The organism is Xanthobacter sp. NM-59, assembly GCF_021401125.1.
Lineage (GTDB): Bacteria > Pseudomonadota > Alphaproteobacteria > Rhizobiales > Xanthobacteraceae > Xanthobacter.
Genome location: NZ_JACBFQ010000005.1, coordinates 253,312 through 267,349, shown reverse-complemented (window position 1 = coordinate 267,349; position 14,038 = coordinate 253,312). Strand labels below are relative to the sequence as shown.

The 14,038-nt window shown below is 69.1% G+C and carries 18 protein-coding genes; 9 read left to right on the top strand and 9 right to left on the bottom strand.

Going from position 1 to position 14,038, the window contains the following annotated elements; all coding sequences use genetic code 11:
- Positions 1-555: 555 nt before the first annotated feature.
- The gene (locus L0966_RS12100; RefSeq protein WP_234052172.1) at positions 556-1,482 is read right to left on the bottom strand and encodes a LysR family transcriptional regulator; all 927 of its coding nucleotides are present in this window, start codon (positions 1,480-1,482) and stop codon (positions 556-558) included.
- Positions 1,483-1,579: 97 nt separating this feature from the next.
- On the opposite strand from L0966_RS12100, the gene L0966_RS12095 reads away from it, so the two are divergent.
- Complete coding sequence (locus L0966_RS12095) at positions 1,580-2,026, top strand: CidA/LrgA family protein (protein ID WP_370640728.1); 447 nt, start codon at positions 1,580-1,582, stop codon at positions 2,024-2,026.
- A complete protein-coding gene (locus L0966_RS12090) occupies positions 2,013-2,711 on the top strand; it encodes an LrgB family protein (protein ID WP_234052171.1) in 699 nt (232 codons plus the stop codon). The genes L0966_RS12095 and L0966_RS12090 overlap by 14 nt, the downstream gene beginning before the upstream one ends.
- Here the strand turns inward: L0966_RS12090 and L0966_RS12085 are convergent.
- Positions 2,668-3,702 carry a COX15/CtaA family protein gene (locus tag L0966_RS12085; RefSeq protein ID WP_370640726.1) on the bottom strand — a complete coding sequence of 345 codons (1,035 nt, stop codon included), beginning with the start codon at positions 3,700-3,702 and terminating at the stop codon, positions 2,668-2,670. The two genes, L0966_RS12090 and L0966_RS12085, sit on opposite strands and share 44 nt — an antisense overlap.
- Positions 3,703-3,964: 262 nt before the next feature.
- Here L0966_RS12085 and L0966_RS12080 point away from each other — a divergent pair, with 262 nt between their 5' ends.
- Positions 3,965-4,183 (top strand): DUF2842 domain-containing protein, encoded by a 219-nt coding sequence (locus tag L0966_RS12080; protein ID WP_370640725.1) that lies wholly within the window; start codon positions 3,965-3,967, stop codon positions 4,181-4,183.
- Positions 4,184-4,226: 43 nt separating this feature from the next.
- Here the strand turns inward: L0966_RS12080 and L0966_RS12075 are convergent, their stop codons facing one another.
- Both L0966_RS12075 and L0966_RS12070 read right to left on the bottom strand, forming a co-directional pair.
- On the bottom strand, positions 4,227-5,678 hold the full coding sequence (locus L0966_RS12075) for a hypothetical protein (protein ID WP_234052170.1): 1,452 nt from the start codon (positions 5,676-5,678) through the stop codon (positions 4,227-4,229).
- Between the two features lie 115 nt (positions 5,679-5,793).
- Entirely contained in the window at positions 5,794-6,612 is an 819-nt protein-coding gene (locus L0966_RS12070) for an enoyl-CoA hydratase (protein WP_234052168.1), read from the bottom strand.
- A gap of 123 nt (positions 6,613-6,735) precedes the next feature.
- On the opposite strand from L0966_RS12070, the gene L0966_RS12065 reads away from it, so the two are divergent.
- The 3 genes from L0966_RS12065 to rpsI all read left to right on the top strand — a co-directional run bounded on the left by L0966_RS12065 (position 6,736) and on the right by rpsI (position 8,352).
- Entirely contained in the window at positions 6,736-7,191 is a 456-nt protein-coding gene (locus tag L0966_RS12065; RefSeq protein WP_234052166.1) for a PaaI family thioesterase, read from the top strand.
- Positions 7,192-7,406: 215 nt separating this feature from the next.
- Positions 7,407-7,868 (top strand): 50S ribosomal protein L13, encoded by a 462-nt coding sequence (rplM, locus tag L0966_RS12060; protein WP_234052165.1) that lies wholly within the window; start codon positions 7,407-7,409, stop codon positions 7,866-7,868.
- Between the two features lies 1 nt (position 7,869).
- A complete protein-coding gene (rpsI, locus tag L0966_RS12055) occupies positions 7,870-8,352 on the top strand; it encodes a 30S ribosomal protein S9 (RefSeq protein WP_234052164.1) in 483 nt (160 codons plus the stop codon).
- A 167-nt stretch (positions 8,353-8,519) separates the two neighbouring features.
- Here rpsI and L0966_RS12050 read toward each other — a convergent pair whose 3' ends face one another.
- Positions 8,520-8,852 (bottom strand): hypothetical protein, encoded by a 333-nt coding sequence (locus L0966_RS12050; protein ID WP_234052161.1) that lies wholly within the window; start codon positions 8,850-8,852, stop codon positions 8,520-8,522.
- 206 nt (positions 8,853-9,058) lie between these two features.
- Here L0966_RS12050 and L0966_RS12045 point away from each other — a divergent pair, with 206 nt between their 5' ends.
- Positions 9,059-9,847, top strand: a complete 789-nt coding sequence (locus L0966_RS12045; RefSeq protein WP_234052159.1) for a hypothetical protein — start codon at positions 9,059-9,061, stop codon at positions 9,845-9,847.
- Here the strand turns inward: L0966_RS12045 and L0966_RS12040 are convergent.
- From L0966_RS12040 to L0966_RS12025, 4 genes are all read right to left on the bottom strand, one after another.
- A complete protein-coding gene (locus L0966_RS12040; RefSeq protein ID WP_234052157.1) occupies positions 9,819-10,343 on the bottom strand; it encodes a DoxX family protein in 525 nt (174 codons plus the stop codon). The two genes, L0966_RS12045 and L0966_RS12040, sit on opposite strands and share 29 nt — an antisense overlap.
- Complete coding sequence (locus tag L0966_RS12035) at positions 10,340-11,110, bottom strand: DNA-binding domain-containing protein (RefSeq protein WP_234052156.1); 771 nt, start codon at positions 11,108-11,110, stop codon at positions 10,340-10,342. Before L0966_RS12035 ends, L0966_RS12040 begins: the two co-directional genes overlap by 4 nt.
- A gap of 1 nt (position 11,111) precedes the next feature.
- Entirely contained in the window at positions 11,112-11,999 is an 888-nt protein-coding gene (locus tag L0966_RS12030; protein ID WP_370640724.1) for a DUF692 domain-containing protein, read from the bottom strand.
- Positions 12,000-12,105: 106 nt separating this feature from the next.
- Positions 12,106-12,381 (bottom strand): DUF2282 domain-containing protein, encoded by a 276-nt coding sequence (locus L0966_RS12025; protein WP_234052153.1) that lies wholly within the window; start codon positions 12,379-12,381, stop codon positions 12,106-12,108.
- A 199-nt stretch (positions 12,382-12,580) separates the two neighbouring features.
- Between L0966_RS12025 and L0966_RS12020 the strand changes: the two genes are divergently transcribed.
- Both L0966_RS12020 and L0966_RS12015 read left to right on the top strand, forming a co-directional pair.
- Positions 12,581-13,168, top strand: a complete 588-nt coding sequence (locus L0966_RS12020; RefSeq protein WP_234052151.1) for a sigma-70 family RNA polymerase sigma factor — start codon at positions 12,581-12,583, stop codon at positions 13,166-13,168.
- Positions 13,165-13,803 (top strand): NrsF family protein, encoded by a 639-nt coding sequence (locus L0966_RS12015; RefSeq protein ID WP_234052150.1) that lies wholly within the window; start codon positions 13,165-13,167, stop codon positions 13,801-13,803. Before L0966_RS12020 ends, L0966_RS12015 begins: the two co-directional genes overlap by 4 nt.
- The last annotated feature ends 235 nt before the right edge of the window (positions 13,804-14,038 follow it).

Sequence of the window (14,038 nt, the reverse complement as noted above, 5' to 3'; positions counted from 1 at the left end):
TTTTCGAGCAAACCGTTGTCCGTTCTGCTGGAAAACGCTCCGGGCGGAGGTCCCTCCGTCCCGCCTCGGTGTGGGCTGGTTGCCGTTGAGTCTTGGTGCCAGCCGACTTTCGCAGCAGCCTGCGGAGCCTGTGGTCCCCCAAGGTGTTCCTGAAGCCGCAGCGCGTTCGCCCGCGGGGCGGGGGCATAACTTGGGAATGCGGACCCGGCGGCGCGCCAAAGGGCGATGCCTTGAGGGCGATGCCTTGGGTGGGGCCCTTCGACTGTTTCAGATTTTCACGGACGTGGCGAAGCCGTTTAGTCGGCTTTTTTCGCGGGCATCCACTGCCCAAGCGGGTTCCGGCCCCGCTTGCAGGCGCGCCAGCCGCGAAGGCGAACGACCCGCGACGCCAGGGCGGTCGCGGCTGGTTCACTCATCCGGAACCGGGGGAGGAGGCCGCATTACCTCTTGCTGCCTGAGTGCTGGTCGGCCGGCGACGGGCCCATCCGCGAGCAAGCTTTCATCCCTGTGGCGAGGTTCGCGGAATCGCGGACGTTGGGTCCCGGTTCGCGCGGATCAGGACCGCGGCGCGGCCGGCGGTGCGCCGGTGCCGCTGTCGGGCGTGGCGCCATAGACTTCGCGGGTGAGCTCGACCCAGGCGCGCGCGGCGCGGGAGAGGTAGCCGCCCCGGCGCCACACCAGGGCCATGTGCCATTGGGTGTCGGGCTCGTCCAGCAGCACCAGGGAAACGGCCGGCGTGCGGCGCAGGCTGGCGATGGTCTGCGGTAGGAAGGCGACGCCCAGCCCCGCGCCCACCAGCTCCACGATGAAGTCGATCTGCCCGCTGCGGGCCGCCACCATGGGGGCGAATCCGGCACGATCGCAGGCGTCGATCAGTACCTTGTTGAGCGCGAAGCCCCGCTCGAACAGGATGAAGGGCGATGCGGCGAGCGCCGCAATGCCCACCGCGCGCTCGCCCGCCAGGGGATGGTCCTTGGGCATCACCACCATCAGCGGCTCGCAGCGCACCGGCTGAAAGTCAAAGTCGTCCGAGGTGGGCAGCAGCGAGGCGGCAAGCTCCACTTCGCCCGCTAGCACGATCTCCTCCAGCCGCTTGGAGCCTTGTTCTGTCAGGCGGATGTCGATGCCCGGATAGCGCGCCCGATAGATGGCGAACAGAGGCGCGAACAGGGTGCTGGCGCCCAGCGGCGGCAGGCCCAGGCGGAGCGTGCCCGTCTTCAGCCCGCGCAGGTCCGCGAGCTCGGCGATCATGTCGTCGCGCTCGGCCAGCATGGTGAGGGCGCGGCGGTAGACAATCTCGCCCGCCGCGGTGAGCATGCTCTTGTGGCCGATGCGGTCGAGCAGGGGCACCCCCAGCTCGTCCTCCAGCTGCTTCACCGCCTTGGAAATGGTCGGCTGGGTCGCGAAAACCACCTTGGCGGCCTGGGAAAAGCCCCCCTGCCGTACCACCTCCACGAAGGCCCTGAGCGTGCGAAGTTCCATACCATTCAAATACGGAATGGACGGAATTCAGTCAATTCATTTTCATAATAGACAGGGCACGCCTATCTTATGGGTAACGGCACTGGAGGTGCCTCCCATGTTTACCAAAATGCCTGATCCGGAGCGCGCATTTCGGCGCAGCGCTCTCCTATTCCGCGCGGCGCTCCATCGCTCCGGCCTGCTGCAGATTGCCGTTCTGGCGCTGTTCTGGATGCTGGGCGAGGCGCTGGTGCGGCTGGCTCATCTGCCCTTTCCCGGCGGCATCGTCGGCATGGCGGTGGTGCTGGCGCTGCTGATCTCCGGCTTCATCCGCCCCATCGCGGTGCGGCGCGGCGCGTATTGGCTGATCGCCGAAATGCTGCTGTTCTTCGTGCCGGCGGTGATGGCGGTGCTGGACCATCACGAATTCATCGGCCTGCTGGGCCTCAAGATCGTCGCGGTCATCCTGGTGGGCACGGTGCTCGTCATGGGTGGCACGGCTCTCACCGTGGACCTGTGCTACCGCTGGCGCGCGCGGCGGGAGGAGACCCATGCCGGCGCTTGACCTGATTGAGACGACGGTCCTGTGGTCCGCCGTGACCATCGGCTGCTATCTGGTGGCGCGCTTCATCGCCCGCCGGTGGCGGTTCTGGTGGACCTCGCCCTTGCTGCTCACGCCGATCATGGTGGGGCTCATCGCCGTCAGCCTGCATGCGGGTTATTCCGAATACATCCGCTCCACCCATTGGCTGGTGTTGATGCTTGGCCCGGCGACGGTGGCCTTCGCCATTCCCATCTATGAGCAGCGGGCGGTCATCCGCCGGCATTGGCCGGTGCTGCTGCTGGGCGTGCTGGTGGGCAGCTCCATCGCCATGGTCGCGGCCTTCTTCATGGCCTCCTGGCTCGGCCTGTCCTCCACCATGCAGCTGTCGCTGATGCCGCGCTCCACGTCCACTCCGTTCGCGATGGCTGTGTCCGACGATATCGGCGGCCTGCCGGACCTGACGGCGGTGTTCGTGATCCTCACTGGCGTCTGCGGCGCGGCCCTGGGCGAGTTGCTGCTGAAGGTGATGCCCCTGCGCTCCTCTTTGGCCCGCGGCGCGCTGTTCGGCATGGGCGCCCACGGCGCGGGCGTGGCCAAGGCGCACCAGATCGGGGGCGAGGAAGGCTCCATCGCCGGTCTCGTGATGGTGCTGGCCGGCCTGTTCAACGTGATGATGGCCCCTGTGGTGGCGTTCCTGCTGCGCTGAGGGGCTGGCGCGTCACATCCACCGCGTGTGCCGTGGCGGCGATCAGCACCGCCGTGGCGCCAAGCTGATGGGCCAGGGCGATCGGCAGCGGCACATGCAGCAGAAGCGTCGCGATGCCGAGCCCCGCCTGCGCGCTCACCAGCACCAGCAGCCCCGCCGCCCCACGCCCCGCGCGTGAGCGGCGGGTATCGACTGCGTGCAGCAGCGCCAGCGTCCATAGGCCATAGGCGATCATGCGGTGATCGAACTGCACCGTGAGGGCATTCTCGAACAGGTTGCGCCACCACGGCCGCGCGGCGCCGAGCTGCTCCAAAGGCGGAACGAATGACCCGTCCATGAGCGGCCAGGTGTTGAAGGCGAGCCCCGCATCAAGGCCGGCGACCAGCCCTCCGGCGAAGACCTGCACCAGCACCAGCGCCACCAGCGCCACCGCCGTCGCGCGCTGTCGCAAGGGCGCGCTCGGGCCTTCACGGGCGGGCACGAGGGTGCGCGCCACGGCCACGGTGGCGGCGAGGATGATGCAGGCGAGGGTGAGGTGCACGGCCAGTCGATAGGGGCTGACGGAGGTGCGGTGCACGAGGCCCGAAGCCACCATCCACCACCCCACCGCGCCCTGCAGCCCGCCGAGGGCGAACAGGCCGAGGCAGCGGGCCAGCAGCCGCCCCCGCACGGCGCCGGTGATCACGAAATACAGAAAGGGCAGCAGGAAGGCGATGCCCACAAGCCGCCCCAGCAGGCGGTGCGCCCATTCCCACCAATAGATGCGCTTGAAGCCGTCGATCCCCATGCCGCGGTTGAGGGCCTCGTATTGGGGAATGGTCTTGTAGCGGTCGAACTCGGCCTGCCAGTCGGCTGCGGAAAGCGGGGGGATGACCCCTGTCACGGGTTTCCATTCAGTGATGGAAAGGCCGGATTCGGTCAGCCGGGTGGCCCCGCCCACCACCACCATGGCGACGATCAGCAGCGCCACGCCATAAAGCCAGAACCGCACCCGCCACAGCGCTGGCGCGAGAGGACGCGCGGGGGACGAAAAGGGCGCGGCCGCGGCTCCACCTCTCGCCGGTCCCATGGAGGTGGGAGCGGCTCGGGGACGGGCAACATCGCGCGAAGCCTGCCACGCAGCGTGGCCGCCTGGATCCGGCATGGCGTCTCTCCCAGCCGGCGGGCCATTCTGTCGTGGCTCTCACCGTGGATCCGTTATAGAGGGCAGTCGCCGGCCCTCACAAGGCGATCGCGAACAGGAGAGACGGGAGATGATGCCTCAGCGCATCCGCAAGCTCATCGGCACGGTGCTGCTGCTGGTTCTGGTGGTGGTGTGGGCGCTCGGGGCCATGGCGGTCGCGCAAGGGCGCGTCACCGAGCTGCACTGGGCGCTGCAAACCGTGTGCTACGTGCTGCTGGGCACCTTGTGGGTGATCCCCGCCGGCGCCCTCATCTGGTGGATGGAGCGCCCGGACCGGCCCAAGGCCTGAGGCGCGTTTTCGCGCTTCCGCCACGCCGGCCTTGCCGCCGATCTCAGGCGGCGCGCTTGCGCAGAATCATCGGCTCCTCGGCGATGGGCTCGGGCGGCAGGATCTCCTCCTGGGCCAGCTCCTCGGCCACCGTCTCGCCGGTGGCGAAGCGCAGCATCACGATGCGGGACAGGCGCATGGCGGCCAGCGCGTCGAAGCTTTCCACCGCCGCCGTGCGCGGCGCGGTGTCGGCGGTCAGGCACACCACCAGCGGGTCGCAGCCCGCGAAGGCGGCGTCGTCCGGCTCCAGGCGCGGATTGGCCATCACCACGTAATCATAGGTTTCACGAAGAGCCTGCAGCACGGCGGCGAGCCGCTGCGTGTCCGCCTCGTCCGATGCGGTGCCTTCGCCCTGCGCGCCAGTGGCGGAGGTCCAGCCCGGGGGCAGGTGGCCGGGCGGAATCACATGGGCGCGCGAATGGGGGTCGCGATGCACCGCCTCGCCGAAATGGGCGCGGCCCAGGATGAGCTCGCGGAGGCCCGGGGCCCCCACCTCGCAGCCGATGTCGACCAGATCCGCGGTGTCGGCGGCCTGGTCGAGCACCACCAGCACCACGCCGGCCTCGTCACCCAGTCGGCGGGCCAGGGCGCGGGCGCAGCGGCCGGCGGCATCGGGCAGGCCATCGGAAGTCATGCAGATGAGGCGGCCGCGCACGCGCACCGGGCCCTCGGCCCAGGTGGTGGCATGGGGCAGGAGCTGGTCCACGGCGGCGTCCAGCTCCAGCCCGCGCGCGGTGGTGCCGTCGAGCCAGGTGATGCGGTGGGGCGTGTCGAGCTGGCGCGGCAGCGCCTCGCGCGCAAGGATGCCCTGGGGAAGGGGCTCGCGCCGCTGCTGCCGGCGGCCCAGCAGGAAGGTGACGGCGGCGGCCGCGAGCAGCGTGAAGGGCAGGGGCCCGGGGACGTCGGGCGTGAGCGGCGCGATCGCGGCGGCGCCCCGGCTGAGGCCCGGCAGATCGGAGGCGGCGGCCGGGCGCGCCTCAAGGTCGAGGGCGGCCGACACATAGGCATCCGCGAGGCGGGCCGCCAGGGCGGGGGAGGGGGCGGCGACGGCGAGATCGTATCCGCGCCCGCCATTCACGGGCACGATGGACACATCCTGCACCACCCGGCGGGCCGCGATGCCGGTGAGCGAGGCGAGATCGGCGCTGGCCGCGGCCGGGAACAGGCCGTCGGAGGCCAGCCGCGCCACCTCGCCGGGCGCGAGCTTCTCCAGCGCATCACGGGCGAGCTCGCGGGAGCCGAGCACCTGGGCGATGCCGCGCACGGTGGCCGCGGGCGGCTGGGTGGCGACATCAAAAGAGAGGTTGGCGGTGGCGGTGAAGCGCAGCGGCAGCGCGCTGACGAGCGCCAGCGCCGCCAGACCCGCCGCGACGGCATTGAAACCGCTGAGGCGACGGGCGCGCGCGGGCGCCGCCAGTGCGACGCTCGATCCGATCTCGGCGACGTTCATTGCCATGCGCCGCTGTCCCGCTCCTGCCACCGCGCCATGCGGCTGCTTCGAGGAGACAGGAAAGCCCGTTTATGGTTGAGAGATGGTTAAAGCGACGCGCTGCGGCTTGTTGCCCCGTCGCTCACCGGTCCTCCCAGCTGGGTGCGCGCTTGCCCAGAACGGCGGAAATGCCTTCCTCCGCATCGCGCGCCAGCATGTTTTCGGTCATCACGCGGGAGGCGTAGGCATAGGCCTCGTCCAGCCCCATTTCGATCTGGGCGTGGAAGGCCGCCTTGCCGAGTTTCACCGGCACCTGCGACTTTTCGGCGATTCGCCGCGCCAAAGCGGTGGCGGCCGCCAAAGCGGAGCCCTTTTCCACCACGCGGTTCACCAGGCCCATGCGGAAGGCGTCCTGCGCCTCCACCCACTCGCCCAGCAGCAGCATCTCCATGGCATGCTTGCGGGACACGTTGCGGGTGAGGGCGACCATGGGCGTGTGGCAGAACAGGCCGATATTGACGCCCGGCGTGCAGAAGCGGGCCTCGGCCCCGGCCACGGCGAGGTCGCAGCTCGCCACCAGCTGGCAGCCGGCGGCGGTGGCCATGCCCTCCACGGCGGCGATGACCGGCTGCGGCAGGCGGACGATGGCGGTCATGAGGGTGGAGCAGCGCTTCAGCACATCCTCAAAATAGACGCGGCCGCGATCGGCATCGCCGCGATGGCCCTGGATCTCCTTCAGATCGTGTCCGGCGGAGAAGACCGGTCCTTCCGCCGACAGCACCACCGCGCGCACCGCGGGATCGGCGCCGATATCCGCAAGCGCCGAGGTGAGGGCCGCCATCATGGCTTCCGACAGGCTGTTGCGGGATTGCGGCCGCGCCAGGGTGAGGGTGGCGACGCCGTCGGCCACCTCAGTCTTCAGGATGAGGCCATCGGCGGCGGTGGCGGGGTGCGCGGACATGGGCAATCCTCCCGGGGATGCTGATGCTTGATCTTGTGGCGCGGCATTCTATGCACAGGGGCGTGCCCCATGCGAGCCGTGCGGCACGGGTGGGGCGAGAATGACAATAAAGGGAGGAAAATCATGGGGATGGAGGCCGCCACCGCCTCTGCGATGAGCATCGCGGAGCTGGAGCAGTTCCTGCACGGGGAGTTCCCGCAGGCGTTCGGGCCCGGCAAGCCGCACCATATCGAGACCGTGGGCCGGCGCGCCGCCACCATCCGGCTCGATGCGGACGAGGAGCATCTGCGCCCCGGCGGCACCGTGTCCGGCCCCGCCTTGATGGCGCTGGCCGACATTGCCGTCTATGTGGCGCTGCTGGGAGAGATCGGGCCGGTGGCGCTGGCGGTGACGACGAATCTCTCCATCAACTTCCTGCGCAAGCCCGCGCCCGGCGCGATTTATGCCGATGCGCGGCTGATCAAGCTCGGCAAGCGCCTCGCGGTGGGAGACGTGGGCATCCGCAGCGCCGGTGTGGACGATCTCGTGGCCCATTGCGTGGCTACCTATTCCATCCCCGACCGGCCTGCGAAACGCTGATGCGGCGGGAACAGGCCCAACTTTCTGCGAAATCAGAGCCTTTTTGAGTGGTGTTAAAATACCAAAATAATAAACCATTGTTTTGCAATGACTATTCGAGGTGGGCTGACGTTGACGAGTCCGCGGGCCTCGGATACAAGCCGCCTCCATCGCCACAGGGGCCCGCGGATTTTCGTTCCGGGTCCGTGCGGCAGTCACAATCGGAAAACGACCCCATGAAGACGTATTCGGCCAAACCCGCCGATATCGAAAAGAAGTGGGTGGTGATCGACGCCAGCGGCCTTGTTGTGGGTCGTCTTGCTTCCATCATCGCCATGCGCCTCAAGGGCAAGCACCTGCCCATCTACACCCCCCACGTGGACTGCGGTGACAATGTCATCGTCGTGAACGCTGAGAAGGTGGTGTTCACCGGGCGCAAGAAGGACCAGAAGGCGTACTACCACCACACCGGCTTCCCGGGTGGCATCAAGGAGCGCACCGCCAAGTTCATCCTCGAGGGCCGCTTCCCTGAGCGCGTCATCGAGAAGGCGGTGGAGCGCATGCTCGCCCGTGGCCCGCTCGGCCGCAAGATCCTCGGCAACCTGCGTGTCTACAAGGGCCCGGCCCATCCGCACGAGGCCCAGCAGCCCGTCGCCCTCGACGTGGCCGCGCTCAACCGCAAGAACGTGAGGAACTGACATGGCCGAGGTTCTCCAGTCCCTCGAAGATCTTGGCGGCGCCGCCATCACCACCGAGGAAGTGTCCGCTCCCGTCCATGTCCAGAAGCTGGACAAGTACGGCCGCGCTTATGCCACCGGCAAGCGCAAGGACGCGGTGGCCCGCGTGTGGGTTCGTCCCGGCACCGGAAAGATCACCGTCAATGATCGCGACATCGAGGTGTATTTCGCCCGTCCGGTGCTGCGCCTCATGATCAACCAGCCGTTCCAGGCCGCGGCCCGCGAAGGCCAGTATGACGTGATCTGCACGGTCACCGGCGGCGGCCTCTCCGGTCAGGCCGGCGCGGTGCGTCACGGCATCTCCCGCGCGCTCACCTATTACGAGCCGGAGCTGCGCACGCCCCTCAAGAAGGGCGGCTTCCTTACCCGCGACAGCCGCGTGGTCGAGCGCAAGAAGTATGGCCGGGCCAAGGCGCGTCGTTCGTTCCAGTTCTCCAAGCGCTGATCCGCGCTTCGGGTTTGCAGTGTCAAGAAACGGCGGGGGCTTCCCCCGCCGTTTTTCTTTTGCGCCCTGGTCCGCGACCCCAGAAGGGCGCGGACCAGGGCGCAAAGAAAAGGGCCGCCTGGCGATGCCGGCGGCCCTTTTCGTATGGTTTACCCTCGCGGGGCGCATCAGAAGCTCGGCGTGTTCCCGGCCAGCGGGCTCCACGAGCCGTTATTGGTGGGGTCGCCGGGCGGGCCGGAGCCGTAGCCACCGGACAAATCGGGCGGGAACACGTAATCGTTGTTCTCGCCCCGGCCGATCTTCACGTCAGGGCGGATGGCCGGGCCCGGGCCCGGATCGAGATAATTGCCCTGGGGAATCACCGGCAGCTGGATCACGTTCGGCGTGATGACCACATGCGGCCGTGAGGCCGTCTGCGCCAAGGCCACAGTGGTGAGGCTGGCAAGACCCGCCAGCAGCATCATGGTGTGTGCGCTGGACCCCAACCTGATTGTGAGCATGGCTCACCTCCGCCTCGAACCCGAACAGTCATTGTCGCGTTGAAGCATGTTCGCGCGAGGGTGTGAAGGCCCTGCCGGCTCCACCCGTCCAGATTTAACCCGCCGGCGCGACGTTCTGGCGGGGCCGAGCCGAATCTGTTTCGCTCGCGAGGATATCAGGACCGGGACAGTGGGGGCGGATCGGCATGGCGGCATGGAGAAGCTGGATGGCCGCAGGGCTGTGCGCCGGGGCATGGGCGCTCGTGGCGGCGGATGCGGTGGCCTTGCCGAGCCGGATCATCCTGCTGCGCCACGGTGAGAAGCACGACGCCTATCGCCTGTGCGCGGTGGGCGACCTGCGGGCGCAGGCGCTGGCCGCGCAATATCTCGGCCGGGAGGCCACCACCAGCCTGTTCGGCCCCGGCGAGGCGCCCAAGGCGTTCTTCGCCATGACCCTCCACACGCTGGAAACCATCGCTCCTTCGGCGCGCAGCTGGGGGATGCCGGTCAATCTTTATCCCGCGCTGCCGGATGCCTCGGGCGCCATCGCTGAGACCGTGTTGAACGGCCAGACCCAGCAGCTCGCCCGCGACCTTCTCACCGATCCGCGCTGGGATGGCGCCACGGTGGTGGTGACCTGGGAGCACGACCACATCGCCAAAACCCTGTCCGGCCACGGCAAGAAGAGCACAGAGCAGAAGGACAGGGCCGCCGCCAGGGAGGCCGCCCGTACGCCCGCCGAGCTGGAAGCCGTCGTCGCCAAGGATGACGCACGCCCCGAGGCGCCCTCCACGCTCTATGACCTGTTCGGCCTCGCCCGCTTCAGGGAAGCGCTGAGCGATTGGCCGAGCGAGACCTATGACTATTTCTGGATCATCGATTTCGATCCGGCGACCCGGCAGGCCTCTTCGTTCCGGATGGTGAAGCAGAGCTACGGCGCCCCCTATGCCGGCGTGCCGCAGAACGACTGGGGCCAGCCGGAGGGCCTCACATCGGCGAGCGGCTGCCAGCTTTAGCGGCCTCTGCCCGGCAGAAGAACCGGCCCAGCAGGTGGTCCAGGCTGAAGCGTCCGGGTCCGTGTGCCACCAGCAGCAGGAACAGGGTGGCCCAGGTGCCGTGGGTGGGCCAGGCATCGGGATAGACGAAGATCTCGATCACCATCGTCATGCCCAGCAAGGCGAGGGCCGAAAGGCGCGTGGCGAGGCCCAGCACCAGCAATATGGGAAAGGTCAGCTCCGCTGTGGCCGCCGCGTGGGCGGCCAGCCAGGGGTCCAGCAGCGGCAGGCGGTATTCCTCTTGAAACAGGAACACCGCATTGTCCGAGACGCGCCAATGCTCATCGAGCTTGGTGAGCCCCGATTGCCAGAACACGGCTGCCGGAAAGATCCGGGCGCCGACGGCGATGAGATCGTAGGGCACGGCTTCCGCCCGGCGCCTCAGTCCGCGCAGCCATATGGCGAGCGGGGCCAATGCGGGTGCGGAGCCGGCGGGGAAGGTGGTCTTGGTGGTCATCGCTGCTCTCCTTGTGGCGTGCTCGCGCGCCGCACGGCGCCAGCGTCGAGCAGTGGCGGCAGCGCGCCGGCCAGGCCGCCCACGGGCTCCATGGCCTCGGACAGCGCGGCGAGGGACAATGGTGTTTCGAGCACGGACAGAAGCTGATCCCCGCCCACCGGCAGCGCCGTCAGCATCACGTCCAGCTCGGGCCGGGTGACGAGCGCGCTCTCACCGGCCCAGTGAGAGAGGGGGGTGAGGGGCAGGTGCCCGGCATTCATCCGCCACAGGGTCACCACCGGCCACGGCGAGCACAGCCAGCGGGCGGCAGGATGGCGGGCGAGGGTGAGCGGCGCCGCCTCCTGCGGGCTAAGGCCCGCCAGGCCGGCACGTGTTTCGGCCGGGGCGTCGGTGGAATGGTATGATTCGACCATCAAGCGTTCCAGCCGCGCGACATCGGGCAGATAGGGCAGCTCCGCGGCGGGCGGGAAGCGCGCGAGGAAATCGGCGAACCCGGCCCCATAATCGGCCAGCACCGGGGATGTGGGCGGGGCGGCGGTGACGAAGGCGCGGGCGGCCGCGGCGAAGAAGTCATCACCCACCAGCTGACGCACCACGGGAAAGGCGACGGCCAGGGCCTCGGACAGGGTGACGCCCACCGTGTTGCGGTGGATGGCGAAGCGCCGGGCCACCGCGTCACCACCGGCGGCGGTTAGGCCGGGCGGCGGCGCGCCATCGGGCGCGAGCAGGGCGCGGGCGAAGCGCTCATCGGCATGGAGGGCGGGCATGTCAGGCCGCCTTCCGCGCTTGGAGGAGATGGGCGCCGGCGCGCTCCGCCTCGGCCCGTAGGGTGGGCCAGTCGGGCACGTCATTGTCCCATTCGATCAGCGTGGCGACGGGACCGGTGCGGCGCAGCACCCGCGCAAAGAGCGCCCATACCGGCGCCGATACGTGGCTGCCGTGGGCATCCACCAGCAGTGGGGCGGTCCCGGGGCTTGCCGCGGGCACGTGCCCGGCCAGATGGATCTCGCCCACGCGGTCGAGGGGGAGGGCCGCCAGCATCCGGTCCGGATCGAGGCCATGGTTGATGGCGGAAACGAACAGGTTGTTCACATCCAGCAGCAGCCCGCAGCCGGTGCGGCGGGTCAGCTCCGCGAGGAACTCCCCCTCGGGAATCGAGCTTTCCGCAAAGGTGAGATAGGTGGCCGGATTTTCGATCAGAATCGGGCGCTTGAGAGCCTCCTGCGCCTGCTCCACATGGGCCGCCACCGTGGCCAGCCGCTCTGGCGTATAGGGCAGGGGCAGAAGGTCATTCAGGAACATGCCGCCATGGCCGGCCCAGGCCAGATGCTCGGAAAAACTCTCCGGCTCATAGCGTTCGCACAGGCGGGCGAGGCGCGCGAGGTGGGCGCCATCGAGGGGCCCTGAGCCGCCCAATGCGAGCCCCACCCCGTGGATGGACAAGGCGTGGTCACGCCGCAGCCGGGCGAGCTGCGCGTGGGGCCGCCCGCCTTCGCCCATATAGTTTTCCGCATGGACCTCGAAGAAGGCGAGCGGCTGGGGCGCGGCGATGATGTCGGCGAAATGCTGCGGCTTGAAGCCGACCCCGGGGCCGGGCGGCAGGGCCGGGGCGCGTGCGGCACCGCCGCGTTGGGGCATCATGGAAACCTGGGACATTTCGAACCTCCCGGAAGTCGCTTGCGCCAGCGGCCCCCTCCCGCGGGAGGGGGCCGGGCCAGAGGCCGTCGCCCCTTGCGGGAGGGGCGATGCTTCGGAGCGGGGATCAGGACTTGATGGGCATCAGCGCGCCCATGCCGTGGGGCGTCTTGATGCTGACGCAGGTGCCCTTGGGCACGAGCTTCCAGGAATTGCCCTGGTAATCCATCTTGGAGGTGCCGGCGCAGGTGGTGCCGGGGCCGGCGGCGCAGTCGTTCTGGCCCTTCAGGGCGACGCCGTAGCACTTCTCCTTGCCGGCATCCTGGGCGGCGGCCGGCGCCGACACGGCGGCGAGGGTGGCGGCCAGAGAGCCGAGGACGGCGAGAGTGGCGACAGGCTTCATGGGTCTTCTCCAGTTTCAACACCGGCCACGCTCATCGCGGCCATGACCTGAATTCGCCGCCATGCCGGCACCCGTTACGCCGATCACGCGCCTGTGTTCCCATCACCGGTCGCGACGTGCGAAATGGCGGGGGCCGGGCTGCGAGATGTAACGTTCCGCTCTTTGCCGGCGAAGAAGAGGGGTGCCGTCCCGCGCCACCATGACCCGAGCCGACGACACCGCGACCGCCCAGGCCGCTTCCAGAAGCGAGCAATGGGCCGACTTGATGCGCTCCGCTCTGAACGGGGACGCGGCCTCCTATCGCCAGCTGCTGGTGGCGCTGGCGCCGGTGCTGCGCACGGCCGCGCGGCGCATTCTGGAGCGCGCCGGGCAGGGCACGGGGGATGTGGAGGACGTGGTGCAGGAAACGCTGCTCGCCCTTCATCTCAAGCGGCAGAGCTGGGATCCCGCCTCGCCGCTGATGCCCTGGGTGTGGGCGATCGCCCGCCACAAGGCGTTGGACGTGCTGCGCCGGCGGGGGCGGCGGGCGGAAGTGCCCATCGACGAGCTGGAGGCCGTGCTGGCCGATACGGCCGCGGCCGATGACGGATTGGCGGGGCACGATGTGGCCCGCCTCACGCAGAGCCTCTCGGGGCGCGAACGGGAAGTGGTGGAGGCGGTCTACCTGTCGGGGGCGAGCACCAAGGAAGCGGGGGCGCGGCTGGCCATGAGCGAGGGCGCGGTGCGGGTGGCGCTGCACCGGGCATTGAAGCGCCTGGCCGCCATCTATGGAGGAGGAGAGCCATGAAAACCGACGAGCTGATCCTCGCTTTGTCTGCCGATGCGCGCCCGCGCGGGCCTTCGCTTGCGGTCGCCCTCGCCGTGGCCGTCACCCTGGGCGCGATCGCTGCCGCCATCGGCATGCAGCTGACGCTGGGCATCCGGCCGGATGTCCTGGCGGCTCTCGGCTCGCCGCGCTTCCTCTTCAAGTTCGTGGAAACGGCGGCTCTGGCGGTGGTGGCGGTGCGCCTGGCGGCTCGCATGTCGCGCCCCGGCGCCGAGCTTTGGTCCGCCGAGGTGGGGTTGTTCGTTCCCGCCTTGCTGCTGTTCACGGCCGTGGTTCTGGAGCTGGCCAGCGTGCCCGAGGCGGCGTGGGAGCGCCGGCTGGTGGGCACCAACTGGGCAGTGTGCCTCATGGCGGTTCCGTCCTTCTCTTTGGTGCCGCTGGGCCTGCTGCTGTGGGCGCTGCGGCGGGGGGCGAGCGAATCGGGTGCGCTCACCGGCCTGGTCGCGGGGCTGGCGGCTGGCGGCATCGGCGCCTTCTTCTATGCGGCACACTGCCCCGATGACTCACCGCTGTTCGTGGCGGTCTGGTACACCATCGCCATCGCCGGTGTGGCGGGGCTGGGCGCGCTGCTGGGCGCGCGCATTCTGCGCTGGTAGGGCCTGCCGCGCGCTCGGCCGCTCCGCAATTGGGGCCGGCGCCGCGCCGATCTGAGCCAAAGACCCAAAAAGATACCTACGCCAAAGCGCGGGGCAACGCGCGGGGGCAAGGCGCGGAGGAGCTACGGCGCGGGCGCGCGCCTGCCCGCCGCCGCGCGCCCTATCGACATGCGAATGCCATATTGCGAGTTGATCCGAACAAATTCGTGTATTATCCAAATAAGATGGTCGGAAG

What these genes read in the sequence shown, in the direction of transcription:
- L0966_RS12100 (WP_234052172.1), bottom strand. Translation starts at nt 1,482, where the DNA reads ATGGAACTTCGCACGCTCAGGGCCTTCGTGGAGGTGGTACGGCAGGGG.
- L0966_RS12095 (WP_370640728.1), top strand. Translation starts at nt 1,580, where the DNA reads ATGTTTACCAAAATGCCTGATCCGGAGCGCGCATTTCGGCGCAGCGCT.
- L0966_RS12090 (WP_234052171.1), top strand. Translation starts at nt 2,013, where the DNA reads ATGCCGGCGCTTGACCTGATTGAGACGACGGTCCTGTGGTCCGCCGTG.
- L0966_RS12080 (WP_370640725.1), top strand. Translation starts at nt 3,965, where the DNA reads ATGATGCCTCAGCGCATCCGCAAGCTCATCGGCACGGTGCTGCTGCTG.
- L0966_RS12075 (WP_234052170.1), bottom strand. Translation starts at nt 5,678, where the DNA reads ATGGCAATGAACGTCGCCGAGATCGGATCGAGCGTCGCACTGGCGGCG.
- L0966_RS12070 (WP_234052168.1), bottom strand. Translation starts at nt 6,612, where the DNA reads ATGTCCGCGCACCCCGCCACCGCCGCCGATGGCCTCATCCTGAAGACT.
- L0966_RS12065 (WP_234052166.1), top strand. Translation starts at nt 6,736, where the DNA reads ATGGGGATGGAGGCCGCCACCGCCTCTGCGATGAGCATCGCGGAGCTG.
- rplM (WP_234052165.1), top strand. Translation starts at nt 7,407, where the DNA reads ATGAAGACGTATTCGGCCAAACCCGCCGATATCGAAAAGAAGTGGGTG.
- rpsI (WP_234052164.1), top strand. Translation starts at nt 7,870, where the DNA reads ATGGCCGAGGTTCTCCAGTCCCTCGAAGATCTTGGCGGCGCCGCCATC.
- L0966_RS12050 (WP_234052161.1), bottom strand. Translation starts at nt 8,852, where the DNA reads ATGCTCACAATCAGGTTGGGGTCCAGCGCACACACCATGATGCTGCTG.
- L0966_RS12045 (WP_234052159.1), top strand. Translation starts at nt 9,059, where the DNA reads ATGGCCGCAGGGCTGTGCGCCGGGGCATGGGCGCTCGTGGCGGCGGAT.
- L0966_RS12040 (WP_234052157.1), bottom strand. Translation starts at nt 10,343, where the DNA reads ATGACCACCAAGACCACCTTCCCCGCCGGCTCCGCACCCGCATTGGCC.
- L0966_RS12035 (WP_234052156.1), bottom strand. Translation starts at nt 11,110, where the DNA reads ATGCCCGCCCTCCATGCCGATGAGCGCTTCGCCCGCGCCCTGCTCGCG.
- L0966_RS12030 (WP_370640724.1), bottom strand. Translation starts at nt 11,999, where the DNA reads ATGTCCCAGGTTTCCATGATGCCCCAACGCGGCGGTGCCGCACGCGCC.
- L0966_RS12025 (WP_234052153.1), bottom strand. Translation starts at nt 12,381, where the DNA reads ATGAAGCCTGTCGCCACTCTCGCCGTCCTCGGCTCTCTGGCCGCCACC.
- L0966_RS12020 (WP_234052151.1), top strand. Translation starts at nt 12,581, where the DNA reads ATGACCCGAGCCGACGACACCGCGACCGCCCAGGCCGCTTCCAGAAGC.
- L0966_RS12015 (WP_234052150.1), top strand. Translation starts at nt 13,165, where the DNA reads ATGAAAACCGACGAGCTGATCCTCGCTTTGTCTGCCGATGCGCGCCCG.